Source organism: Janthinobacterium sp. B9-8 (assembly GCF_000969645.2).
Classification (GTDB): domain Bacteria; phylum Pseudomonadota; class Gammaproteobacteria; order Burkholderiales; family Chitinibacteraceae; genus Iodobacter.
In genome coordinates this window covers 3,705,030-3,729,028 of the sequence record NZ_CP014222.1, presented here as the reverse complement: position 1 = coordinate 3,729,028, position 23,999 = coordinate 3,705,030, and the positions used below count along the sequence as shown (strand labels likewise).

20 protein-coding genes are annotated in these 23,999 nt (G+C 47.7%); 16 read left to right on the top strand and 4 right to left on the bottom strand.

Translation table 11 applies throughout. The annotated features are described in order from the left end of the window. Positions 1-17 precede the first annotated feature (17 nt). Together VN23_RS16835 and VN23_RS16830 are read left to right on the top strand one after the other, a co-directional pair. Positions 18-1,697, top strand: coding sequence for a bifunctional metallophosphatase/5'-nucleotidase (locus VN23_RS16835; protein ID WP_046353616.1), 1,680 nt, complete (start codon positions 18-20; stop codon positions 1,695-1,697). A gap of 155 nt (positions 1,698-1,852) precedes the next feature. After that, positions 1,853-2,473 carry a FecR domain-containing protein gene (locus tag VN23_RS16830; RefSeq protein WP_052746793.1) on the top strand — a complete coding sequence of 207 codons (621 nt, stop codon included), beginning with the start codon at positions 1,853-1,855 and terminating at the stop codon, positions 2,471-2,473. Positions 2,474-2,649: 176 nt separating this feature from the next. Here VN23_RS16830 and VN23_RS16825 read toward each other — a convergent pair whose 3' ends face one another. Then, positions 2,650-3,918: an ABC transporter substrate-binding protein gene (locus VN23_RS16825; RefSeq protein ID WP_046353615.1), complete on the bottom strand. Its 1,269-nt coding sequence runs from the start codon at positions 3,916-3,918 to the stop codon at positions 2,650-2,652. A gap of 326 nt (positions 3,919-4,244) precedes the next feature. On the opposite strand from VN23_RS16825, the gene VN23_RS16820 reads away from it, so the two are divergent. The 8 genes from VN23_RS16820 (at position 4,245) to VN23_RS16785 (ending at position 15,008) form a co-directional block, all read left to right on the top strand. Beyond that, entirely contained in the window at positions 4,245-5,186 is a 942-nt protein-coding gene (locus VN23_RS16820; protein WP_046353614.1) for a carbohydrate kinase family protein, read from the top strand. Between the two features lie 181 nt (positions 5,187-5,367). Beyond that, entirely contained in the window at positions 5,368-8,055 is a 2,688-nt protein-coding gene (locus VN23_RS16815) for an endonuclease/exonuclease/phosphatase family protein (RefSeq protein ID WP_052746792.1), read from the top strand. Continuing rightward, positions 8,055-8,657, top strand: coding sequence for an NF038129 family PEP-CTERM protein (locus VN23_RS16810; RefSeq protein WP_046353613.1), 603 nt, complete (start codon positions 8,055-8,057; stop codon positions 8,655-8,657). Before VN23_RS16815 ends, VN23_RS16810 begins: the two co-directional genes overlap by 1 nt. A 539-nt stretch (positions 8,658-9,196) precedes the next feature. Next, a complete protein-coding gene (locus VN23_RS16805) occupies positions 9,197-10,795 on the top strand; it encodes an ABC transporter substrate-binding protein (RefSeq protein WP_046353612.1) in 1,599 nt (532 codons plus the stop codon). 156 nt (positions 10,796-10,951) lie between these two features. Beyond that, positions 10,952-11,962 (top strand): ABC transporter permease subunit, encoded by a 1,011-nt coding sequence (locus VN23_RS16800; protein ID WP_046353611.1) that lies wholly within the window; start codon positions 10,952-10,954, stop codon positions 11,960-11,962. Between the two features lie 2 nt (positions 11,963-11,964). After that, complete coding sequence (locus tag VN23_RS16795) at positions 11,965-12,876, top strand: ABC transporter permease subunit (RefSeq protein WP_046353610.1); 912 nt, start codon at positions 11,965-11,967, stop codon at positions 12,874-12,876. A gap of 177 nt (positions 12,877-13,053) precedes the next feature. Then, complete coding sequence (locus VN23_RS16790; RefSeq protein WP_046353609.1) at positions 13,054-14,034, top strand: oligopeptide/dipeptide ABC transporter ATP-binding protein; 981 nt, start codon at positions 13,054-13,056, stop codon at positions 14,032-14,034. Continuing rightward, a complete protein-coding gene (locus VN23_RS16785) occupies positions 14,031-15,008 on the top strand; it encodes a peptide ABC transporter ATP-binding protein (protein ID WP_046353608.1) in 978 nt (325 codons plus the stop codon). The genes VN23_RS16790 and VN23_RS16785 overlap by 4 nt, the downstream gene beginning before the upstream one ends. A 157-nt stretch (positions 15,009-15,165) precedes the next feature. Here VN23_RS16785 and VN23_RS16780 read toward each other — a convergent pair whose 3' ends face one another. Beyond that, positions 15,166-15,927 carry a substrate-binding periplasmic protein gene (locus VN23_RS16780; RefSeq protein WP_046353607.1) on the bottom strand — a complete coding sequence of 254 codons (762 nt, stop codon included), beginning with the start codon at positions 15,925-15,927 and terminating at the stop codon, positions 15,166-15,168. Then, positions 15,924-16,049, bottom strand: coding sequence for a hypothetical protein (locus tag VN23_RS22315; RefSeq protein ID WP_257722032.1), 126 nt, complete (start codon positions 16,047-16,049; stop codon positions 15,924-15,926). The genes VN23_RS16780 and VN23_RS22315 overlap by 4 nt, the downstream gene beginning before the upstream one ends. Before the next feature lie 151 nt (positions 16,050-16,200). On the opposite strand from VN23_RS22315, the gene VN23_RS16775 reads away from it, so the two are divergent. The 5 genes from VN23_RS16775 (at position 16,201) to VN23_RS16755 (ending at position 20,399) form a co-directional block, all read left to right on the top strand. Next, positions 16,201-17,451, top strand: a complete 1,251-nt coding sequence (locus VN23_RS16775; RefSeq protein WP_046353606.1) for a DEAD/DEAH box helicase — start codon at positions 16,201-16,203, stop codon at positions 17,449-17,451. Between the two features lie 204 nt (positions 17,452-17,655). Beyond that, complete coding sequence (locus tag VN23_RS16770; protein WP_046353605.1) at positions 17,656-18,114, top strand: tellurite resistance TerB family protein; 459 nt, start codon at positions 17,656-17,658, stop codon at positions 18,112-18,114. A gap of 257 nt (positions 18,115-18,371) precedes the next feature. After that, complete coding sequence (locus VN23_RS16765; protein WP_046353604.1) at positions 18,372-18,989, top strand: AIM24 family protein; 618 nt, start codon at positions 18,372-18,374, stop codon at positions 18,987-18,989. Between the two features lie 37 nt (positions 18,990-19,026). Next, complete coding sequence (locus VN23_RS16760) at positions 19,027-19,668, top strand: AIM24 family protein (protein WP_046353603.1); 642 nt, start codon at positions 19,027-19,029, stop codon at positions 19,666-19,668. Beyond that, positions 19,668-20,399: an AIM24 family protein gene (locus VN23_RS16755; RefSeq protein ID WP_046353602.1), complete on the top strand. Its 732-nt coding sequence runs from the start codon at positions 19,668-19,670 to the stop codon at positions 20,397-20,399. Before VN23_RS16760 ends, VN23_RS16755 begins: the two co-directional genes overlap by 1 nt. A gap of 90 nt (positions 20,400-20,489) precedes the next feature. On the opposite strand, the gene VN23_RS16750 is transcribed toward VN23_RS16755, so the two are convergent. Continuing rightward, a complete protein-coding gene (locus tag VN23_RS16750; RefSeq protein WP_046353601.1) occupies positions 20,490-22,505 on the bottom strand; it encodes a M13 family metallopeptidase in 2,016 nt (671 codons plus the stop codon). Positions 22,506-22,751: 246 nt separating this feature from the next. Between VN23_RS16750 and VN23_RS16745 the strand changes: the two genes are divergently transcribed. Further along, a complete protein-coding gene (locus tag VN23_RS16745; RefSeq protein WP_156455218.1) occupies positions 22,752-23,945 on the top strand; it encodes an NHL domain-containing protein in 1,194 nt (397 codons plus the stop codon). The last annotated feature ends 54 nt before the right edge of the window (positions 23,946-23,999 follow it).

Genomic DNA, 23,999 nt, shown 5'->3' with positions numbered 1-23,999 from the left:
TGCCTAAGGATTTCCCCATGAATTTACGTAATGGCCTGCTCGTGGCCAGCATTGCGCTGGCACTGACTGCGTGTAATGACTCTGATTCAACCGAAGCTGTAGTGCCTGTCGCACCCGTCGATGTTAAGTTGATTGCCATTAATGATTTTCATGGCAATATCGAGGCGGCGGATGGCATTACTCTTACCCTGCCTGATCCTAAAGACCCAAGCAAAACCATTAAAGAGCCTGTGGGCGGTGCTGAGTACCTAGCTACCTGGATCAAAAACCTAAAAGCTAAAAATCCAAATAATGTGGTGGTTTCAGCGGGTGATCTGATTGGTGGCAGCCCGATGATTTCGGCGTTGTATCACGACGAGCCGACCATCGAGGCCATGAATACCATGGGCCTTGATATTAACGCGGTAGGTAATCATGAATTTGATGATGGCCACGCAGAATTAATGCGTATGCAAAATGGCGGCTGCCACGCTGATAAAGTGGGCTGCGCCGATGGCAAATTTGAAGGGGCAAAATTCAAATTTCTGGCTGCCAATGTGCTGGATAGTAAAACCGGCAAAACTATTCTGCCTGCTTACCAGATTAAAGAATTCAAAGGCGCAAAGATTGGCTTTATTGGCATGACTTTAAAAGGCACGCCTGGCATTGTTACCCCGGCGGGTGTAGCCGGGCTTGAGTTTCAAGACGAAGTAGAAACTGCCAATAAGCTGGTGCCAGAGTTACAAAAACAAGGTGTGGAAGCGATTGTGGTGTTGCTGCACGAAGGCGGAATTCCGGCTGATGCGCAAATTAATGGATGTAAAGATATTGCAGGCCCGATTGTGGATATCGTTAAAAAGCTGGATAAAGCGATCGATATCGTCATCTCAGGCCATACTCACAAGCCTTATAACTGCACCATTAACGATAAGCTGGTGACCAGCGCCTATCAATATGGCGGCATGGTGACCGATATCGATCTGACGATTGATCCAAAAACCGGTCACGTTAGCAAAATGAGCGCTAATAATCTGGCCGTTACCCGTGGCGTGGCTAAAGATCCTGCACAAACTACCCTGATTGATAAGTTCCTGAAGCTGGTTACTCCGCTGAAAGATCGTGTGGTGGGAACAGTCGCTGGTGCTCTGCCAAGATTGGTTAATGGTGCAGGTGAATCTGTATTAGGCCGCGTGATTGCTGATTCACAGCTGGCTGCCACGGCAGACAAAGATTTAGGCGCTTCGCAAATTGCCTTTATGAACCCAGGTGGGGTGCGTGCTGATTTAACACCAGATGCAGAAGGTAAAGTGACTTACGGCAAGCTGTTTGCTGTACAGCCCTTTGGTAATTCGCTGGTGACCATGACGCTAACGGGCGAGCAAATTGACAAAGTGCTTGAACAACAATGGAGTGGCACTCCTGCCAAAATCATGCAGGTTTCTACGGGCTTTAGCTATGTTTGGGACAAGATCAAGCCCAATGGCAGCAAAATTGATATCGCGAGCATCAAGCTTAATGGTGTAGCGATTGATCCAAAAGCCAGCTACCGCGTGACGGTAAATAACTTTATGGCCAGTGGCGGGGATGGCTATCTTGAGTTTGTAAATGGCAGCAAGGTGCTGGGCGGTGCTCAGGATATTGACGCACTAGAAAGCTATATCAAGAAAAATCCTAAGCTTGCTGTGCCAAGTACTGAGCGTATTAACACTGTGAATTAACAATAAATCATGGCTGCTTAGGCCGTGAGGCGTGCGTACCAAGCCGTATGCACCACTTTCCCCTCAGGGAGTGGTGCTGCGGCTTTTTTAATAGAGAATAAAATCCAGACTACCGAAAGTTGGCTATGGTTAATTCATACTTTTGGAGTAAGTAAATGAAACCTCTATGTTTACAGCGCAGGCAGTTTTTATTATTGGTGAGCGGCTTACTCGCCACGGTGGCCATGCCTGCATGGGCGGCGGGATCGCAAGGTGAAGTTAAGCTGTTAGAAGGGCAGGCGTGGCGTAATGATCGGTCTTTAAAAGTAGGCGATCCTATTGCCGCAGGAGATCAGTTACGTACCGGTGCAGATTCAAAATTGGTGGTGAGGGTAGAGGGCGACGTGTATTTGTTGCGGGCCAATAGTGTTTTGCAGCTTGAGCAAAAAGGGCTGCTGATCAGCGGCTTGCGGCTTGCCAGTGGTGCTTTACTGGCGGTCTTTGCTAAGGGAAATAAGCAAATCATTACCCCAACGGTTACGGCCGGGATACGGGGCACTGGCCTCTATGCAGAGGCCAGTGAGCAGAGCACCTATTTTTGCCTCTGTTACGGCGAAGTAGATTTAAGCCCGATGCACCAGCGAGCCAAACGCTTTCAGGTAAAAGCCAGTCATCATAATGCGCATACCTTGGATGCCAAAGGCAGCATAGAAAAATCGCCACTGCGTAATCATAGCGATGACGAGTTGGCGATTTTAGAGGCTTTGGCGGGGCGTAAGCCCAATTCCGCTATTTAGAAATGGTATATCTGTGTGTATGCGCATCAATTCAAGCCAGTGTTATGTGTAGGGCGGCTGAAACCTCCGAAATACGCGGGTTTCAGCCGCCCTACGAATGGTGCAATGCTTACCAATAAGCTGCAATGGCACTAGCTGATTTGTTGTGCATAGGTGCACACCGTCGGCCCTGCCTTTTACTTTGCCAGTCGCGCATTCCAGTTTTTCACCGCTGCATCTAGCGCGGCTTTTGCTGATTTTCGGCCCGTAATGGCGGCTTGTATTTCGTTTTGCAAAGCGCGCTGCATGGTGGCTTCGTCTGGCAAGAGGCCAGGCTCCAGAGTTAGCGTTTTGGCATTGCCAATCGATAGCGCGGCGATGGCGCGTGATTTTTCTACTGGATCAGTGCTCTTCGCGCTGGACATAAAGTAGCCATCTGTTGCGGCTAGCTTAGTGGATGGGAAAGTTGTACCCGTTTCTTTAGAGAAAGCCAGTTGCGCGGCATCACTGGTAATAAATTTACCCAGCTTCGCTGCGTCAGCAGGAGACTTGGTGCCTTTTGGAATCACGTAATCCATCATCCAGCCGCCAAAAGCCATTTTGCCCTCTGCAATCGGGAAGGCGGCGATATCTGTTTTGGCGTAAATGGCTTTGCTATCGGTTTGGGTACGTTTGAGTGCCTGTGGTGCGGTGGTCATCATGGCAATTCTTTGCGTGTTATACGCTGCAATTTCTTGCTCGAATTCCATTTTGAATACATCTTTAGGCATTGCGCCTACTTTGTATAAATCAGCAAATTTCTGCAATAAAGCAATGTGTTTGGGTGAATTAAAAACAGCTTTGCCATTTTCAATTACAGGCAGGCCTGCGTAGTAAAACCAGTTAATAAAACTACCGCCGCTTTCTGCCGATAATTTAGGGGCAAAAGCAGGGATTTTTGTTTTTTCAGTAATGGTCTTGGCTTGAGCTAGTAATTCATCAAAGTTTTTTGGCGCTGTTTTAATACCGGCTTTATCAAATAGCTCTTTATTATAGGCAATTACAGAAACAGAGTTATACCAAGGAAAGGCGTAGATTTTCCCTTTATAAGTGACATCATTGAGCGCATTGGCCTGATATAGGTTTTTATCTGCGCCCAGATATTCATCCAGCGGCAGGATATTTCCCTGGCGGGCAAAATCGTGTACCCAAGGTACATTGAAGTTTACTAAGGCAGGCGGATTGCCGGCTGCAATCGCAGCGATCAGCTTTGGCTGAATCTGATCCCAGTTCATATCGACCCAAATGGCTTCCAAATTGGGGTTTTTCTGATTAAATTGGCTGGTGAGATTTGTAAAATAGTGGTTGAATTTAGGTGCCATACTCATGGTCCAAACTTCTAGCTTTACTTTCTCTGCAGCAAAAACAGTCGAAGTGCTTAATACGGCAGCTGCTGCCATTGCACTGGCAATCAATTTTTTCTTCATCGCTATCCCCTCCTAAGTATAGGGCCATTACCACTGGCCAACATTGAGCATTGTGAAACTGTGCTGCTTTTTTAGAGTGTGAATAAATATACTTTATTTGTGTATGAAAATGCCTTACCTCTGTGATTGATAAGGTGTAGAAACTCGTCATATTCTGTTGCAAATATCCCCAGTATTCGCTCGTATTCAATCATTGTTTTAGCCAGTTTTCTGTTTTAAGGCCATAGTGAGTGGCGCTCATTCATTGCGCATAATGGATAGGCTTAATTTCAAATATCGTTTTTCAATTTATTCCCGATCGCCAACCCTAAGCGAGGTATGAAACGATGGCTGTTTTGATCTGCGGTTCTATGGCTTACGACACGATCATGGTGTTTCCTGATCGTTTTAAGAATCATATCCTGCCAGAAAAAATTCATATGCTTTCGGTGTCGTTTATGGTGCCGGAAATGCGTCGGGAATTTGGCGGTTGCGCAGGCAATATCGCCTATAGCCTGAAAATGTTAGGGGGAGATCCGCAGATTATGGCAACAGCAGGTTGCGATTTTGCCCCCTATGCAGAGCGCCTCGATACGCTGGGTATTCGCCGCGACAGCATTCAGGAAGTGGCCAACACGTTTACTGGGCAATGCTTTTTAACGACCGATCTGGACGATAACCAGATCAATGCTTTTCATCCGGGGGCGATGAGCTTTTCGCATTTAAACCGGGTGGCCGATGTGAAAGCCTCTATCGGGCTGGCGATTATTTCGCCTGATGGTAAGCAGGGTATGCAAGAGCATTGCGAGCAATTAGCTGAGGCGGGCATCCCCTTTGTGTTTGATCCGGGCCAAGGCTTGCCGATGTTTAGCAAAGATGAGCTGCTACGCATGATTTCCTTGGCAAGTTATCTAACGGTGAATGATTACGAGCTGGAAATGGTGTTGAACACCACGGGCCTGAGCATAGAAGGCTTAAAAAAAGCGGTGCGGGTGCTGATTGTTACTCTGGGCGGTGAAGGCTCTAAGATTTATATCGATGGCATTTGCCACGACATTCCTGCGGTGGCGGCTAGCGAAGTGCTTGATCCAACAGGCTGCGGTGATGCCTATCGTGCGGGGCTTTTATATGGCATTAGCCAAGGTTGGGATTGGCCTGCGGCGGGTCGGCTTGCTTCGTTGCTTGGTAGTATCAAAATTGGCTTTAAAGGCGGGCAAAATCACGAGATCAGCCGTGAAGTATTGGCCGCTCGTTTTGAAGAGGCTTTTGGTTTTGCGCTACCAGCTTAGCTTGGCTTCCCTTAATGGGCGGCAATCCTAAGCTTTCATTTTTCCTGCTGGTAGGCTGATCATTAGCGTTTACTACTGTATTAAATCTGTCATATTCCTGACACTTTGCCTTCATATTGTCTCTATATGGTCTAGCCCCACATCGGGGTATCAAAAACCATATTGTTTAGCAGGGGTTGCAATGAATAAGAAAACAGTTGAGAGCTGCAAATTAAAAAAATTAATGGCGCTATGTCTGATGGCTTGGGGGATGGCTGCTCCAGCTCATTCTGCTGTGCTGATTAGTCAGGTTTATGGCGGCGGCGGTAATAGCGGTGCGATATTTAAAAATGATTTTATCGAGTTATACAATGCCGGGGATAAGCCGGAAGTGCTCAATGGCTGGAGCGTGCAATATGCTTCCGCAACGGGTGGCTCTTGGCAAAAAACGCCGTTAAGCGGCGTATTGCTTGCTGGTCAGTATTATCTGATTCAGCAGGCCGCAGGTACGGGGGGCAGCGCTAATTTACCTACGCCAGATGCGGTGGGTACTTTAGCCTTAAGCGGTAGCAGCGGCAAAGTGGCCTTGGTATCTAATAACACAGCATTGAGCTGCGGCACCCAATGTAGCGGCCAGCCCGGCGTGCTTGATTACCTTGGTTTTGGTACTGCCAATAATGCAGAAACTAACCCAAGCGTTGTTTTAAGTAATAGTACGGCGGCAGTACGTAAAAACGCGGGTTGCATCGATAGCAATGATAATAGCGCTGATTTTATCGCGACGACCCCTGCCCCACGTAATACGGCAACGCTGATTAAAACCTGTGACGGTGGCACAACGCCAACGCCAACGCCAACGCCAACGCCAACACCAACACCAAGCGCACAGCGTATCCATGATATTCAGGGCCGAGCACATCGCACTGTGATGGAAAACCGTAGCGTGAGTAATGTGGCAGGTGTGGTCACACTAGTGGGTAGTAATGGCTTTTATATGCAAGATCTGCAAGCAGATAACGATCCTTTAACTTCGGAAGGGATTTTTGTTTTTGTGGGCAGTGCACCTAGTGTTGCGGCGGGTGATTCGGTACTGGTTTCGGGTGTGGTGAATGAATTCCGCCCGGGAGGAACGGGCGGTACTCAGAACTTATCAACCACACAGATTAAATTGGCCGTGGGTGGTGTAAGTAAATTGTCATCAGGCAATGCACTGCCTGCTGCCGTTATTTTGGGCAGCAATATCCCTAATCAGCGTATGTGGCAAGGCAGCGTGGGCGATATCGAGCAAGCGGCTCAGCTCGATTTGGCCAATGGCCTCGATTTTTATGAAAGTCTGGAAGGTATGCGGGTGCAGGTTGATGCTGCGGTAGCAACTGGCCCGACTAATAAATTTGGCGATGTTTTTGTAGTGGCTAATCACGGCCGTGATGCCAGCCCGCGCACGCCGCGGGGTGGGGTGGTGATTACAGAAACAGATTTCAACCCGGAGCGCATCAAGCTGGCTTCTGGAGTGGTGACTGCTCCGGTGGTGAATGTGGGTGATTGGTTCCCGCAGGCGGTGGGTGTGATGGATTACAACTTCGCTAATTACAACGTTGTACTGAGCGAATTATCGGCGGTAGTGAGCAGCAATCTGCAGCCAGAAGTGACGCGCAAGCATACTGCTGATGAGCTGGCGATTGCCTCGTTCAATGTAGAAAACTTGGATGCTAAAGAAGGTGAAGCCAAGTTTGCCCGTTTAGCGGCGCAAATCGTTCAAAATCTGCAATCGCCGGATATCGTTGGTCTGATGGAAATTCAGGACAATAACGGTGCAACCAGCGATGGCACGGTTGATTCGTCCCAAACGTTGGGCAAGCTGATGGCTGCGGTACAAAGTGCAGGCGGCCCTCTTTATCAATATCGCCAGATTAACCCGGTAGATGGGCTGGATGGTGGTGAGCCAGGCGGCAATATTCGTCAGGCGTTCTTATTTAACCCTGCTCGAGTGAGCTTTATTGATCGCGCGGGTGGCACGTCTACCAAGGCGGTTGATGTAGTGGCATGCTCAGAGCAAGCATGCCTGACCGCTAGCCCGGGCCGTATTTTGCCGCTTGATTCTGCTTTTAATTCCAGCCGCAAGCCGCTGGTAGGTGAGTTTTCATTTAATGGCCAGAAACTGTTTGTGATTGCCAACCACTTTAATTCTAAAGGTGGTGATCAGCCTTTAAGTGGTCGTTTCCAACCAGCAGCTCGCAGCTCGGAAGTACAGCGCAACAGCCAGGCTCAAATTGTGGCTGATTTTGTAGGCCGGATTAATACCTTGGATCGTAATGCCAATGTGGTGGTGCTGGGCGATATTAATGATTTTCAGTTTTCAGACAGCGTAGCCCGCCTCAAAGCGGTAGGTATGGTTGATCTGGTTGAAAATCTACCTGAAGGCGAGCGTTATACCTATGTTTACGAGGGTAATAGCCAGGCGCTGGATCATATTCTGGTGTCGCCAGCGCTTGCTGCCCGTGCTGAATACGATGTGGTTCACGTGAACGCAGAGTTTGCCGATCAAACTTCAGATCACGAGCCGGAAGTCGCCAGATTAACGCTGCCTAAGCAATGGTTTGATGTGAGCGCGCGCTTTGCGCTGAAGAAATCCGGCGTGGTTTACAACATGGCAAGCAAAACCTTTAACGGCACGCTCACTCTGGCCGCTCAGAACAGCGCCACCGGCCCGGTTCGGGTGCTGATTAAAGATCTGCCTGCTGGTGTCAGCCTGCTCAATGGCACAGAAGGTGTGTTATTGGCTGATGTGGTGGCAGGCACGCCTTTGGTTTTGCCGCTGAAATTTGCTAATCCAGCTCGTAGCATCATCAATTACAGCGTACAAATTCTTGCGAATAAGGAAGTTAAATAATGAACCACGCTCTTAAACTGGCTTTAGCCAGCCTTTTGCTCGCTTGCAGCAGTATGGCTTCAGCGGCGATATACCACGTTGATATCGATACCACTTCACTAGAAGGTCAAGGTGGCTTTGTGGCTTTGGGTTTAAATGGGCTTAGCGATTCACCGTGGGTGCGTGCCTTGGTGAGCCAGTATCGCGGCGCTAGCTTGGGTGCGGTTGATGCGGGCAATACGTTTAACGCGGTGGGGCAATTACAAACTACGCTGCAACTAGAGAATACATTGCCAAATCAATTTACTCAGAGTGTGGTTTTTGGCAAAAAGCTGCAGTTTAATATTGAATTTGAAGGCAATAATGCGCCGCTAGGTTCAGGCACCAGTTTTGCTTTTTCTTTGTTTGATCAAAGCGCAAATGCTTTGTTAAGCAATGATCCATCGGGGGCCATTGTTTTTGCTGAGTTCACACCCGGCCAAGCTTTGGATTTTAAAAGTCTGAATACAGCGGCCACAATCACACCTGTACCAGAGCCAGAAACCTATGCTTTGCTGGGTTTAGGCTTACTGGGCCTAGGGCTGCAGCACCGCAGACGTAGTAGCTTGATTAAAATGGCGTAAATACTATTGAAGGATGCAAAAAACGACTCCAGCCGGAGTCGTTTTTTTTAGAGACGGGATCGTGAGTGGTATGTCTGTTGTAAAAATGGAGATTTTGCTTACATATTAACCAGTAATTTTTGTAAGAAAATAGGATGCAAGTCCAAATTTAGCTATTTTATTCGGGTATATTTACTTGTATCTGTGATTTTTTATTCTTTCATCTATTCTGACAAACTACGATATAAAAGCATTGTAGTGTGCGATTTGGGTGTTTTATGCCAAATAATTATTAATTATGAGCTTATGTTGCGGGTCTGTGAAGGGGCCGCGAATAAGGATGATATTTTTGCGCTTGAGTGATGATTTATATCGTTTTTTAATGCACGAAGAAGGCCGTCAGCATAGCCAGAATGAACCTGGCTAAGCGGCCAGCTAGAAAAGTGTTGGGGATATCTCTAGTAGGACTTGGCCCTATTTGTAGGTTTACTGATAGACAGCACTTTTTAAGACTCTGTATGCGTTTTTTCTATTAACTCAGTAAGGTAGGAGAATCACTAATGCGATTGAAACAGCTCGGATTTATCCTCGCTACGGCGTGTGCATTGAATGCCGGTACGGCGATGGCCGCTGGTAAGACTTTGATTTTTTGCTCAGAAGGCAGCCCGGCTGGTTTTGACCCCGTGCGCTATACCTCAGGCACTGATTTTGATGCATCGGCAGAAACTGTTTTCAATCGCTTGGTTCAATTCAAACAAGGCTCTACCCAAATCGAGCCAGGCCTTGCTGAAAAATGGGAAGTATCGCCAGATGGTCTGACATACACCTTTAATCTACGTAAAGGCGTGAAGTTTCATACCACGCCTTACTTTAAGCCAAGCCGCGATTTTAACGCCGACGATGTGGCGTTTACTTTCCAGCGCATGACGGATAAAAACCTGCCATTTAATAAGGCAGCGCCATCCGATTTCCCATACGTTGCTGATATGGCTCTCGACACCAATATCGTGGGCATCGAAAAAGTGGATGCTTATACCATTCGCTTAAAGCTTAAAACGGTAGATGCAGCATTCTTGCAAAATATCGCCATGTCTTTTGCCTCAATCTATTCGGCTGAATACGCCGATAGCCTGGTGAAGAGCGGCAAGACATCGCAAATGAACACCATGCCTATTGGTACTGGCCCGTTTATTTTCAAAAGCTATCAAAAAGACAGCAATATTCGCTTTGATGCCAATGAGCAATATTGGAAGAAAGGCGATGTAAAACTGGGCAAGCTGATTTTTGCGATTACGCCGGATGCGTCTGTGCGTTACCAAAAACTGCAAAAGGGTGAATGCCAGGTGATGGTTTACCCGCGTCCGGCTGATTTAAAAGCCATGACAGAAAACACTGCACTGACTGTGCCATCGCAAGCCGGTTTTAATCTGGGCTATCTGGCTTACAACGTACAGCATAAGCCACTCGATAAGCTGGAAGTTCGCCAAGCTCTTGATATGGCGATCAATAAAAAAGCCATTATCGAAGCGGTTTATCAGGGTGCAGGCCAAGCGGCCACCAACCCAATGCCGCCTACCCAGTGGTCTTACAACAAAAAGCTGAAAGATCAGAATTACGATCCGGTTAAAGCAAAAGCGCTGCTGAAAAAAGCCGGTATTGCCGAGGGTACAGAAATCACCCTGTGGGCAATGCCAGTACAACGCCCTTACAACCCGAATGCAAAACTGATGGCCGAAATGATTCAGTCTGATTGGGAAAAAGTGGGCATCAAGGGCAAGATCACTACTTACGAGTGGGGCGAGTACCTGAAGCGCGGTAAGGCCGGTGAGCACGACACGATGCTGGTGGGTTGGACGGGTGACAATGGTGATCCTGATAACTGGCTGGGTGTGAACTTGGGTTGCGGCGCTTTGGAAGGCAATAACTACGCTAAGTGGTGCGCTAAAGACTTCGACGGCTTAATCACTAAGGCGCGCACGATCAACAATCAAGGCGAGCGCACTAAGTTGTACGAAAAAGCACAAGACATCTTTAAACGCGAACTCCCTTGGACCACGATTGCTCACTCGACTGTATATCAGCCGATGCGTAAAGAAGTGCAAGGCTTCAAAATCAGCCCGTTTGGTCTGAATTCCTTTGTTGGCGTCAGCTTGAAATAAACCTGCTTGAGTAAGAAGAGCGGCCGCTGCGATTCGGGCGGCCGTTTTTGCGTAAGCGTTTTGTAGTGTATTTATGAAGATTGCATTTGCAGGACGGAGTTTTGTTCTGTGCGGTGTTGATATGCAAACGGCTATAGGTCGTATGGGGAAATATCCATGTTTAGTTTTATTTTGCGCCGCTTAAGCGTCACGATTCCTACCTTTTTAGGCATCACCGTTTTGGCGTTTGCCCTGATCCATATGATTCCCGGGGATCCGGTTCTGGTCATGGTGGGCGAGCGTCGTCTAGACCCTGAATTTTATCGCCAAGCCCTGATCCGGCTTGGTTTGGATCAGCCTTTATATGTGCAGTATTGGCAATATCTGCTGAAAGTATTGCAAGGCGATCTGGGCCAGTCGCTGGTCTCGCATGAGCCGGTGATTAAAGACTTTTGGGCGCTGTTTCCGGCCACATTAGAGCTATCGATCTGTGCCATGTTGGTGGCCTCGGTATTTGGTTTGGCGATCGGCATGATTGCCGCTATTCGCCGTGGCAGCTGGATAGACCACACCGTGATGGGCGCTGCGCTGACTGGTTATTCGATGCCGGTTTTCTGGTTAGGTTTGCAATTGATTATGCTGTTTTCGGTGCAGCTAGGCTGGACGCCGGTTTCTGGCCGTATTGATCTGGAATTCGATATCACCCGCGTCACCGGCCTGATGCTGATTGATACGCTGATTTCCGGTGAAGAAGGTGCATTTAAATCGGCCTTTATGCATCTGATTTTACCGACCATCGTGCTCAGCACTATTCCTATGGCGGTGATTGCGCGGATGACGCGCTCGTCCATGCTGGAAGTATTGCGTGAAGAATATATCCGTACTGCACGTGCCAAGGGGCTATCTAAAACCCGTATCGTGCTGGTGCATGCACTGCGTAATGCTTTGATGACGGTGGTGACAGTCATTGGTTTGCAAGTGGGAACCATGCTGGCCGGTGCCGTGCTGACCGAGAGTATTTTTTCTTGGCCGGGCATTGGTAAGTGGTTGATCGATTCGATTTCGCGTCGTGATTATCCGGTGGTACAGGGCGGTATTTTACTGATCGCCACACTGATTATTATTGTGAACCTGCTGGTTGATGTGCTGTACGGCGTTATCAATCCACGTATTCGCCACGCGAGGTAAGTATGACAAACGCTTCAACTCTGGCGGCCGCTGAGCCGCTGTACAGCTATCCATCCCCCCTTAAAGAATTCTGGCAAAGCTTTAGTAGCAACCGTGGGGCTTTGGTTTCTTTTATCTTTTTTGTGTTGCTCGTCTTGGCCGCGCTGCTTGCGCCATGGCTAGCACCGCATTCGCCTACCGAGCAATACCGCGAGTTTTTCCTGAGCCCACCGGCTTGGCAAACCGGCGGATCGATGCAGTTTTTCTTAGGCACGGATGAAGTAGGCCGCGATATTTTAAGTCGCCTCTTACACGGCGCTCGTCTGAGCTTGATGATTGGCCTGATTTCGGTGCTGATGTCGCTGCTACCGGGCATTGTGCTGGGTATGATCGCTGCGTTCTATCCCAACTTTATCGGTACCGCCATCATGCGTGCGATGGATGTGATGATGGCGCTGCCTTCATTGCTCTTGGCGGTAGCGATTGTGGCCGTGCTTGGGCCGGGCTTACTCAATACGATTCTGGCGATTTCTGTAGTGAGCTTGCCGTCTTATGTGCGTTTGGCACGGGCGTCTGCCATGGGCGAGCTATCTAAAGATTATGTGATTGCTTCCAGATTATCCGGTGCGGGTCAGCTGCGTTTGATGTTTAACACTGTGCTGCCTAATTGCATGGCACCTTTGATCGTACAAGCGACCATGGGTTTCTCCGCCGCCATTCTAGATGCCGCCGCACTGGGTTTCTTGGGCCTTGGTGCTCAGCCGCCGCTGCCTGAATGGGGCACGATGCTCGCCTCCGCCCGCGACTATATCGAGCGCGCATGGTGGGTAGTGACCATGCCGGGGGTCACCATTCTGATTACCGTATTGGCACTCAACCTAATGGGCGACGGCCTGCGCGACGCGCTAGATCCAAAACTGAAAAAGCTGGCTTAAAAAAACCATAAATCTTCAACACAGAGGACACGGAGCAAAACCGAGAACACGGAGAAAACCTCCCTTGGTTTTCTCCGTGAAACTCCGTGTTCTCTGAGCCCTCCGTGGTTCAAGATTTGGGTTTGCCTAGAGTTGCAGGCAGCTAGCTTGTGTAATGATTCTAATAAAGAGAAAACGATGAGTTTATTAGATATAAAAAACCTCTCCGTAGCGTTTGGTTCGGTTGATAAGCCATTTCGGGCAGTAGAAAGCGTCGATTTTTCGATTAACCGTGGCGAGATCGTCGGGATTGTTGGCGAATCGGGCTCGGGTAAAAGCGTGACCATGCTGGCCTTGATGGGGTTGATCGACGCCCCTGGCCGCGTCACTGCGGATGAATTGTCTTTTGAAGGCAAAGATCTGCTGAATATGAAAGCAGGCGAGAAGCGCAAGATTATCGGCAAAGATATCGCCATGATTTTCCAAGACGCACTCTCCAGCCTAAATCCAGCCTATACCGTGGGCTATCAACTGATGGAAACGCTGCGCGAGCATGAAGGCCTGCGTGGTGCTGCGGCTAAGGCTCGGGCGATTGAGCTGCTGGAAATGGTAGAGATCCCCGCTGCCAAATCACGGCTAGATGCCTACCCGCATCAATTATCTGGCGGCATGAGCCAGCGCGTGATGATCGCAATGGCCATTGCTTGTAAACCACGATTACTGATTGCTGATGAGCCAACCACCGCGCTGGATGTAACGGTGCAAGCGCAGATTATGGAGCTGCTGGTTAATCTGCAAAAGCAGCACGATATGGCGCTGATCCTGATTACCCACGATTTGGCCGTGATTGCAGAAGTAGCACAGCGTGTGGTGGTGATGTATGCCGGCCAAGTGGCTGAAACCAGCCCTGTACCTGCGATCTTTGACGTGCCACGCCACCCTTATACCCAAGCGCTGCTTAGCTCTATTCCTGAGCACAGCAAGGGCGCACATCGCTTGGCGACTTTACCCGGCGTTGTGCCGGGGCAATACGATAGGCCGGTGGGTTGTCTACTGTCGCCACGCTGCCCCTATGTGCAAGAGTCCTGTAAAACAAATCGTCCAGCGCTGATCAATACGGGCACAAGCACCGTGCGCTGCATTACACCACTGGATGAAGCTGGGAGACCGCAAGCATGAGCAACAATCCTATCCTGGTCGCCAGCGAAATTACTCGCCATTACCACGTTTCACGCGGCTTCATGAAGCCATCCGCCACGGTAAAAGCCTTAAATGGCGTGAGCTTTAGCCTAGAGGCGCAGAAAACACTGGCCGTTGTGGGCGAATCGGGCTGTGGTAAATCGACCTTAGCGCGTCAACTTACCCTGATCGAAGATTTGACCAGTGGCCAGTTGCAAATCGCCGGTATCGATACCGTAGGCGCGAGTGTTGCAGATCTAAAAACACTGCGCCCTAAAGTGCAGATGGTGTTTCAGAACCCCTACGCCTCTTTAAATCCGCGTAAACAAATCGGCACCATGCTGGCCGAACCGCTGCTGTTGAATACATCTTTAAGCGCCGCCGAGCGCGAAGAAAAAGTACGCGCCATGATGACGCGTGTTGGCCTACGGCCTGAGCATTATCACCGCTACCCGCATATGTTCTCCGGCGGCCAGCGCCAGCGTATCGCCGTGGCGCGTGCCATGATGCTGAACCCAAGCGTGGTGGTGGCAGACGAGCCAACTTCGGCGCTGGATGTCTCGATTCAGGCGCAGATTTTGAATCTGTTTATGGATCTGCAAGACGAGCTGGGCATCGCCTACGTCTTTATCAGCCACAATCTATCTGTGGTTGAGCATGTCGCCGACGATGTGATGGTGATGTACTTTGGCCGCGCGGTAGAGCACGGCAGCAAAGATGTTCTGTTTGATCGCCCTCTGCACCCTTACACCCGTGCCCTGATGTCGGCCACGCCAGCCATCCGGGCGGAGGATCGTGGTGCAAAAGTGAAGCTGCTCGGCGAGCTGCCATCCCCGCTCAACCCACCCACCGGTTGCGCCTTCAACACCCGCTGCCCCTTTGCCACCGACCACTGCCGCAAAGAAGTTCCTCAGCTGCGCCCGCTGGAAGACCGCTTAGTGGCTTGCCACCGGATTGAAGAAATTACGGTTTGACGGAAGACAGGCAGCTTATCGCCAGACTTTGCAGTGATACGCCGCCACCCCATGGGTGGCGGCGTATTGTTTTGGAAGCCCGTAACAGATTAAGTATTTTGCCGTTTGGGCTCTATTTCGCTTGGGCTAGGCGGTATGGATTTAATTAGGGAAGTAATCAGAAGCCGTGTGCCTTTAACAAATTCTGGTATTCCGTACTTTCGCGGACGTTGCGGATTTCCTGCCAGAGTGCATGGCAGCGTTCTGCTTGTTTCTGGCAGTAGCCTTTATTCAAGGGCAGATACAAATTGTTAACTTTGTAGGGAATGGGGAGTACTTCGATGCGGCTGGTCAGGTGTGGCAAAGTTTGCAGAGTATGTTGGGCCGGGCCTTGCATGGTAATGACAACATCGACGATGCCGGCATCCAGTTTGCGCATCAGATCACTGACATTTTTTGAGCTGTCTTCCAGTGTATAGCCTGCAGCGTGAAGCTCTGCGTGGATGCTATAGCCAGCCTGGATACCAATCAAATTGACATGGTTCATCCGCCTGCTCTGCCAGTTTATTGTTGTGCCAGTGCGTCGATAAATCCGGTAGTCATCACGGGCCATGCGGTAATTTGGGTCGGGCTGGCCGTTGGCGAGAGTCGGATAAACTGCATACTCTTGCCGTTCGGTATTAAATGAGGCTGAAAACATACCGTCGCTGATGCCATTGCGAACTTCATACTGGCAACGTTTCCATGGGCGGGGGCGATATTCAATATTGATTTTCAGGCGGCTGGAGACGGCCTGGAGTAAATAACGATCCATTCCTTCGTTCTTGCCATATACCCACGGATAAACATCAACATCCTCGTAACACAGGCTGAGATCTGCAGCAAAGGCAGGCAGTAGCCAGCTTGCAAGAAGCATTGCCAGCAGATATTGCGTTTTCACCTTGAAGTCTCCAGCATGGTCTGATCTGCTTGTTTTAGCTGATGCGGGCCGGTACTGCCATGCTTATCCGGCTCTTGGCGGGTTTGATCTATCCGATGTAAACACCCGGCAGTGGCAAGCATGGCCGTCTGGGCAGCCGCCTAGCTGGGTATTTTCAGTGATACCCCAGACTGGCCTACCCACCCTGCCTTGCATCCTGTCCTAAGCACAGGGACAGCTCCCCCCATCTCGCTTATACTTCGCACCCGTCAGAAATATTATCTAAGGCCCATCATGTCCTTTTCCGCTCTGGGTCTGTCACCCGCCGTTTTACTTGCTGCTAGCAAAAAATCCTATATCACTCCAACGCCCGTTCAGGCGGAGGTAATTCCTGCTGTGCTGTGGGGGGAGGATGTTTTGGCACAGGCGGCTACGGGTTCGGGCAAAACGGCTGCTTATGTTTTGCCACTGCTCCATCTCATGACGACGGGCAGTAGCAAGGTGCTGATTCTGGTGCCAACGCGTGAGTTAGCGGTGCAGGTGGGGGAAGAGATCAAGGGCTTGCTGGCGGCTTTAAGCAAAAATAATCTAACTAAGCCGATCAAGCTGGCAACGGTATTTGGTGGTGTGGCGATTAATCCGCAAATGATGCAGCTGCGTGGTGGGGCCGATGTGCTGGTGGCAACGCCAGGCCGCGTGCTAGATTTGATCGATAAGAACGCGGTTCGGCCTGAGTTTTTTAATACCTTGGTGCTGGACGAAGCCGATCGCTTATTGGATATGGGCTTTGCTGCCGAAATTGGCCGCATCCTAGCGCTGTTACCGGCTAAACGCCAAAGCCTATTTTTCTCGGCAACCTTCCCAGACGATGTCAACGCACTGGCGACAGGCATATTAAATAATCCAACGCGGGTGATGATTGCGGCTACAGAAATTAATCAGCCAGATATCTTGCAGCGGGCGATTTTTGTGGATGCCGAGCGTCGTGCGGACTTACTCGCTCATTTGATCAAAGAGAATGAAGGGCAGCGGGTCCTGGTGTTTGTTGCCAGCAAGCATGGTAGCGAGCAGCTGGCCAATACGCTTTACGCCAAAGGCATTAACGCGGCACCTTTTCATGGCGAATTTAGCCAGGGTCGCCGCAATCAGGTCTTAGCCGAATTTAAGTCGGGCAGCTTGCAAGTGGTGGTGGCGACCGATCTGGCTGGCCGTGGTATCGATATCGATGGTCTGCCTTTTGTGGTGAATTACGATTTGCCGCGCTCGCCGGTTGATTACACCCATCGCATTGGCCGCACTGGCCGTAATGGCGCGAGTGGCACGGCGATTAGCCTCGTGAGTGCCGCCACCGAAGCGCATTTTCGCCTAATCGAAACCCGCCAAAATATCCGCCTAAGCCGCGAAGTGATTGCTGGCTTTGAAGCTAAATTAACGAGCATGCCTGCGGTCGACAATACGGGTGGTGTGAAGGGGGTGCGAATGAGTAAGAAAGATAAACTGCGGGCAGCTGCTGCCCGTGCCGATGCGCAAGGAAGTGCTGAGTAATTCAGCTCCTTTACTTCTGAAGCCCCGGGCTAATTGCTGCGGGGCTTTTTTTAAAGCTGGATTAATTATCTATCTTGTTGTTTACTGAGGAAGACAGTTGTTTGTGGCGTATATTCTGAACTATTTGTATCGGCCATGATCTGACAAGGCTTAGCAGTAATATCCTCATCATCCAGTTAATCTAATTGCATCAGGAGATAGACAATGGGTTTGTTCGATTCGATCAAAAAGATGGGTCAAGACGCCAGCAATATGCTGAGCAATGAAGTGACTAAATTTAAAAATAAAGATTTTTTAAATGCCGTGGTCGCTGGATGCGCTTTGGTTGCCACCAGTGATGGCAGCATTAGTCCGGAAGAAAAAAGAAAGATGCTGGGATATATCAGCAATTCAGATGAATTAAAAGTATTTGATTCGGCCGATGTGATTGATTCATTTAATAAGATTGCTGCTAAATTTGATTTTGATTATGAAATTGGCAAGGCAGAAGCATTGAAAATAATTGCTAAATTAAAGAGCAATCCCGATGCATGCAAATTAATGATTCGTGTTTGCTGCGTGATTGGCGCTGCGGATGGCAATTTTGATGCCAATGAACAGAAAATGGTGATTACCATTTGCCGCGAGTTGGGTATTAACGAGGCCGAATTTGATTTGAAATAATTCTTTAAAGATTAAAGAAACCTGCTTCGGCAGGTTTTTTTGTTTTAAAAACCACTTTATTACAGTAGCAATTCCACTTGTGTTTGAAAATAAGTAAGTTAAACACAGTATTTTAAGATAATTTACTTACTTTTATCTTGCAAATTGCCAGTATAAAACCCAATATTATGCCGTGTGAATCATATTTAACGGATTTTTTACAACAGCTCTAGGTGACTAGAGCCTGTTTACTCTGTTGATAAATTGGGAGAAGTGCTGTGAGCAGTTTCAGAATCAATTCAGATCGCTTATTAGAAGTCGATCTGCAGAGTGAAAAGGTAATGGCGATTGCCGGTTCGATGGTGGCCTACACTGGCTCGATGAAGTTTGAAAAGGCCATTTTGGGCGGCGAAGGGCTGTTTGGTGCACTGAAGCGCAAAGTCACCAACGAAGGCATGTCGCTGATGCAAACCAGCGGCACGGGCAAAGTGTTTTTTGCCAATAATGCGGCCGAGATTGCGGTGATTCCGCTAGCCAATGAAAAACTTTTTATTGAAAGCAGCAGCTTGCTGGCTTACGACTCGGGACTTAAAACCAATACCTCTTTTGCTGGCCTGCGTGGCGCGGCATCGGGGCAGGGCTTGTTTACCACGACGGTAGAAGGCAGCGGCAATATCGCGGTGATTTCACGCGGTAATCTGATCACGCTGGAAGTAGGGCCAAGCTATCCGCTGTTTGTTGATCCGGATGCGTTTATTGGCTACAAGGGCAATCTCTCGCAAGAATTTGTGTTTGATGTGAATTGGCGAACGATGGTGGGTGAGGCATCGGGCGAATCTTATCAATTCAAGTTTACAGGGCAGGGTGTGGTGTATATCCAGCCTGCTGAACGTTAAACACGCCTGTTAGACAGCGATTCTTAAGGATTTAGCGATGCCCTCATATACACAAATTAATGAAAAATTGATTGAAATCTCCCTGAATAACGAGGAGGTCTTTGCGAAGAAAGGCTCGATGATCGCCTATCAGGGCAAGGTAAACTTTGCTCGCTCCTTTCTGGGCGGCGGCAATGTGCAGGATTTAGCCATGCGTACCGCCACCAATGAAGGCAATGCGCTGATGGTTGCCAAGGGCAATGGTAAGGTTTATTACGCCTACGATGGTTTGTTTGTCAGCATTATCCAAGTGAATAATGAGATGGTGTATGTAGAAAGCGAAACACTGCTCGCCTACGATTCACGGCTAACTGTTGGCACGATGTTTCTGGGCAATCAGGGCGGCGTGCAGAGTATGGTGCGCGGCGCGGTAAGTGGGCAGGGCCTCTTTACCACTACCTTGCAAGGTACAGGTGAAATGGCGATTTTATCGGATGGCAATGCGATTGCTTTGCAAGTAACGGCTGAGCAGCCGGTATTTGTTGATCCAAATGCCTATATTGGCCACAAAGGGAATCTGACTTCTACGATTGTGACCGATTTAAATTGGAAAACTTTTGTTGGGCAGGCTTCGGGCGAATCCTACCAAGTGAAGTTTATGGGACAGGGCACGGTTTATATTCAGGCGAGTGAAAGATAATGACTATCTACAATCCGAGTAATTTACCTAAAAACGATAATCTAAATCGCTTTGCCTTTGTAGTCGATGTGGCAGATGAGATTTTTATCCGTAAAGGAAAAATGATTGCGTTTTATGGGCAGCTGCAATTTGAATCGCTGGGCTCAAGTTTGCTGGATATCTTAGTTAAAGAATCATTCAATTCTCCCTTATATATCAACAATTTTATCGTGGCAAAAGGCCGTGGACAGTTGATTTTGGGGGATAACGGCAATGATATCGCCTGCTATGATCTTGAAGACGCCAATATGACAATTAAGGCCAGCCATTTGTTGGGGTTTAGTAAAAATATTATTTGCCAAGAATCAACCATGCCAGGGTTTTTAACCTTAATGGGTAATGGCAAATTAATCGCCTCAAGTAATGGGCCTGTGCACTTTTTAGATTTGCCATGCCGCGTTGATGAGCAAGCAATTTTAGGCTGGGCAGATTGCCCCAGCCCTTCTTATCGTTATGATTACGAGCATGTCACCGGCGTATTGTCGGCGGTCGGTGCAATGACCAATATCACTTTATCTGGCGAAGAAAAGCAGATTGATTTTAGCGGGCAAGGCACGGTGCTGATTCAATCCTCAGAATTTGGCTTGAATGATAGCTCTACGCTGGCGCATATTATGTCGCAATTGCCATTTTTGAATAAAAGCGAATTAAATAGTCTGAATGCATATGTAGAGCAGAATTTGCAGCATTAAGATGAGATTCGTAGGGTGAATAAAGCCCACGTATTTTATTAAATTAAGCTTTAGGGTGGGCACGTTTTTGTGCCCACCCTACACTTTAAATTACCAAATATTAACCCGCTTATCTTGGCTTCTTAATGCTGATTTACCGCAGGAAAATGCGCTGGCAAATTCTGGCATATTGGCAAATGGGGCAATAACCCGGTATTTTTCTGGTGCATGCGGGTCGGTGAGTATTTGCAGGCGCAATGCTTCTACACGGGTATTGTTTCTAAAGCTTTGTGCATTGGCAATAAAAAAACGCTGCTCCTGCGTTAAGCCATCAATTTTTTCTGGCTGTGGTTTTGCCTGCAATGATTTCTTTAAAGCCAGTAAGGCAATTTTTAACCCACCTAAATCAGCAATATTTTCACCTGCAGTGAGTTTGCCATTGATATGTAGTTTATCAATCGGGTTAAACTCATCAAATTGTTTTTCTATGCGGGCAACACGCGCGGTAAAGTTGCTTCTATCTTCGGTTGTCCACCAGCTTTTTAAATTACCATCGCCATCAAACTGGCTGCCTTCATCATCAAAAGCATGAATCAATTCATGGCCTATGGTGGCACCGGTATTGCCGTAATTACTGGCGGTATCTGCGCCCATATGAAAGAGCGGCGCTTGTAAAATACCCGCAGGGAAAACCATTTCATTCATGGTTGGATTGTAATAGGCATTGACGGTAGAAGGCGTCATGCCCCATTCATTGCGATCAATTTTCTTGCCCAGTTTAGCAAGCTGGCGCTTGAATTCAAATTCATGGCTGCGCTTGATATTGCCAGCATAAGATTCTTTATCAATTTGCAGGCTGCTGTAATCACGCCAAGTCTCTGGGTAGCCAATTTTGACTACGACTTTATCAAGCTTCTTTAAAGCTTGCTCCTTAGTGGCTGCGCTCATCCACTCGAGGCTTTTAATTTGCTCTACCATCGCCAACTTAATATTAGCAACCATTTCCAGCGCTTTGGCTTTTGCGGCGGGGCTAAAGTATTGCGCTACATATAGCTCACCTAATACTTCACCCAAGTTTTGATCCAAGCTTTTTAAAACCCGTTTCCAGCGTGGCCTTAATTCTTTTGCGCCTGACAGGGTTTGGCTATAAAAAGCAAAATCAGTATTTACAAAGACAGTAGAGAGGTATTGCGCGCGCGCATGCACTAAATGCCAGCGTAAATAGGCTTTCCAGTCATCCATTGATGTGTTGTTGAACAGATGGCTGATATGTGCAAAAAATTTAGGCTGGGCAATATTGATCTCTTTGGGCGCGGTAATGCCTAGCTCTTCAAAATAGGCAGACCAGGTAAAATGCGGGCTTAATTTTTGTACATCTTTTATATTCAGCAAATGGTAAGTGGCTTCAGGGTCGCGCTGCTCCACCATGGTCATTGATACACTGGCTAGGCCAGTTTCTAAACGAAGAATACGAATGGCGTTTTTTTCTGCAGTTTGCGGGCTATCGCCTAATAGGGTAAACATTTGCACTAAATGCGCTTTATATTGATGGCGCAATTTTTTGTGTTTGCTATCCAGCTTTAAATAATAATCCCGGTCAGGTAAACCCAATCCGCCCTGAGATAAATCCACGATATAACGCAGTGAATTTTTGGCATCCTGATTGACACTAAAATCAAATAAGGGATTAACGCCTTCTTTATGTAACTGCGCTAAAACTCGAATCAAATCCTGCTGCGTGTTCATGGCTGATATTTGCGCTAGGCGCTCTGCCAGTGGTTTCGCGCCTTCTGCCTCTAAACGGGCCTCATCCATACCACTTAAATAAAACGCCCCTACTTTATGACTTGCGGCGTGATTGCCCGTTGATTTGGCTGCCGTTTCAATAATACTTTTAAGCGCCGTGAGATTGCGCTCAGAAACCTCATCATAAGCCCCATAGCGGGCCCGATCTGCTGGCACAGGGTGCTTTTCCAGCCAATGCCCATTTGCATATTGATAAAAGTTATTACACGGATCAGCCGATCTATCCATTGTATCGGCTTCTAAAACCAGATTATTGGCGTGGCTTAAGGCAGAGCCGGCAATAAATAAAGCAGTAATGGCAGTACGGATTGGATTAGGCATGGCAGGTCTTGTTTATTGAAAGGTTAGCTTTGAATTTACGCATCTATGCTATGTAAATATATTGGGGTAAGCGAGATGTTTAAAATTCTTAGATATTTTTCATAAAATTATTCTTTGCCTATGACATTTTGATAATAGTTATTTTAATATGTTTACTCTTTGGTAGAATATATGTAGTTTTTTACGCAGTACGCAATGTTATTAAGTTTTTATTAAAGAATGCATTATTTTATGAAGAGATAGAGATTGAAAAAGAATAAATGTTCTGTATATCCTGGACCGCTATATGTTTTTTTTGCATTTTCTCTTGCTGCTTGTGGGGGAGGAGGGGGAGAGTCTCAATCTTCACTTGATCAGAATGGCTCGACATTTCCAACTAAAGTGCAGGAACCAACTCGGGCACCAACACTGACACCGACACCAACACCAACACCAACACCAACACCGACACCGACACCAACACCAACACCAACACCAACACCGACACCGACACCAACACCGACACCAACACCGACACCAACACCGACACCGACACCAACACCGACACCAACTCGTGTTGTGATTACGAATTTGGCAGGTAGTAGTTCTGGATTTTTTGATGGAACAGGTGATTTGGCTAAATTTAATTATCCAATGGGGGTTGTTTCTGATAAAGCAGGAAATATATATGTTGCTGATTATTGTAATAATAGAATAAGAAAAATTACTAAATCTGGCGTTGTTTCAACCTATGCAGGTAATGGTGTTGCAGCTTATGTTGATGGTCCAGCTATTTCCGCAAGTCTATATTTGCCCCAAAGTATAGCTATAGATAAAAATGAAAATATCTATGTGGAAGATGGCAATAGTAAAATAAGAAAAATAGATAGAAATGGGACTGTGAGTACGATAGCTATTAACGGTCTTATTTATCCCAAAGGAATTGCCGTTGATGGTAGGGGTAATATTTTTGTTTCTTCTGGCGATAAAATTTTAAAAATAACACTTGATGGGGCTGTAAAAACGATAGCAGGAGGTAATCTGGCTGGTTTTAGCGATGGAGTTGGAGAGCTAGCATTATTTGACCAACCGCAAGGTATAGCGATAGATCAGTATGGAACAATTTATGTTGCCGATAGTCGCAATAATAGGATAAGAAAAATAGCCGAAAATGGTGCTGTAACTACGCTCGCAGGCAATGGAAATGCGTCATTGCTCGATGGAGCAGGAAATTCAGCAAGCTTTAATTATCCAAGTGATGTTGCGATTGATGCTTTGGGCCAAGTTTATGTTGTAGATGCTTGGAATCACCGAGTTCGAAAGGTGAGTCAAAATGGAGCAGTTAACACTTTAAGTTATCTTGATGGGTCTCTACATGCCATTGCAGTTAGCGTTGATGGGAGCCTTTATATTTCACGATTATTGGATAGTGCAGAAGTAATTACGAAAATAGTTTATTAGATTTATCTTTTTAAAAAAGATCTCCCTCTTAAATTAATAAGGGGAAGATCTTTT

Coding starts and splice junctions, on each gene's coding strand:
- VN23_RS16830 (WP_052746793.1), top strand. CDS start 1,853: ATGAAACCTCTATGTTTACAGCGCAGGCAGTTTTTATTATTGGTGAGC.
- VN23_RS16775 (WP_046353606.1), top strand. CDS start 16,201: ATGTCCTTTTCCGCTCTGGGTCTGTCACCCGCCGTTTTACTTGCTGCT.
- VN23_RS16835 (WP_046353616.1), top strand. CDS start 18: ATGAATTTACGTAATGGCCTGCTCGTGGCCAGCATTGCGCTGGCACTG.
- VN23_RS16810 (WP_046353613.1), top strand. CDS start 8,055: ATGAACCACGCTCTTAAACTGGCTTTAGCCAGCCTTTTGCTCGCTTGC.
- VN23_RS16785 (WP_046353608.1), top strand. CDS start 14,031: ATGAGCAACAATCCTATCCTGGTCGCCAGCGAAATTACTCGCCATTAC.
- VN23_RS16750 (WP_046353601.1), bottom strand. CDS start 22,505: ATGCCTAATCCAATCCGTACTGCCATTACTGCTTTATTTATTGCCGGC.
- VN23_RS16825 (WP_046353615.1), bottom strand. CDS start 3,918: ATGAAGAAAAAATTGATTGCCAGTGCAATGGCAGCAGCTGCCGTATTA.
- VN23_RS16795 (WP_046353610.1), top strand. CDS start 11,965: ATGACAAACGCTTCAACTCTGGCGGCCGCTGAGCCGCTGTACAGCTAT.
- VN23_RS16760 (WP_046353603.1), top strand. CDS start 19,027: ATGCCCTCATATACACAAATTAATGAAAAATTGATTGAAATCTCCCTG.
- VN23_RS16755 (WP_046353602.1), top strand. CDS start 19,668: ATGACTATCTACAATCCGAGTAATTTACCTAAAAACGATAATCTAAAT.
- VN23_RS16805 (WP_046353612.1), top strand. CDS start 9,197: ATGCGATTGAAACAGCTCGGATTTATCCTCGCTACGGCGTGTGCATTG.
- VN23_RS16815 (WP_052746792.1), top strand. CDS start 5,368: ATGAATAAGAAAACAGTTGAGAGCTGCAAATTAAAAAAATTAATGGCG.
- VN23_RS16820 (WP_046353614.1), top strand. CDS start 4,245: ATGGCTGTTTTGATCTGCGGTTCTATGGCTTACGACACGATCATGGTG.
- VN23_RS22315 (WP_257722032.1), bottom strand. CDS start 16,049: ATGCTTGCCACTGCCGGGTGTTTACATCGGATAGATCAAACCCGCCAA.
- VN23_RS16790 (WP_046353609.1), top strand. CDS start 13,054: ATGAGTTTATTAGATATAAAAAACCTCTCCGTAGCGTTTGGTTCGGTT.
- VN23_RS16770 (WP_046353605.1), top strand. CDS start 17,656: ATGGGTTTGTTCGATTCGATCAAAAAGATGGGTCAAGACGCCAGCAAT.
- VN23_RS16800 (WP_046353611.1), top strand. CDS start 10,952: ATGTTTAGTTTTATTTTGCGCCGCTTAAGCGTCACGATTCCTACCTTT.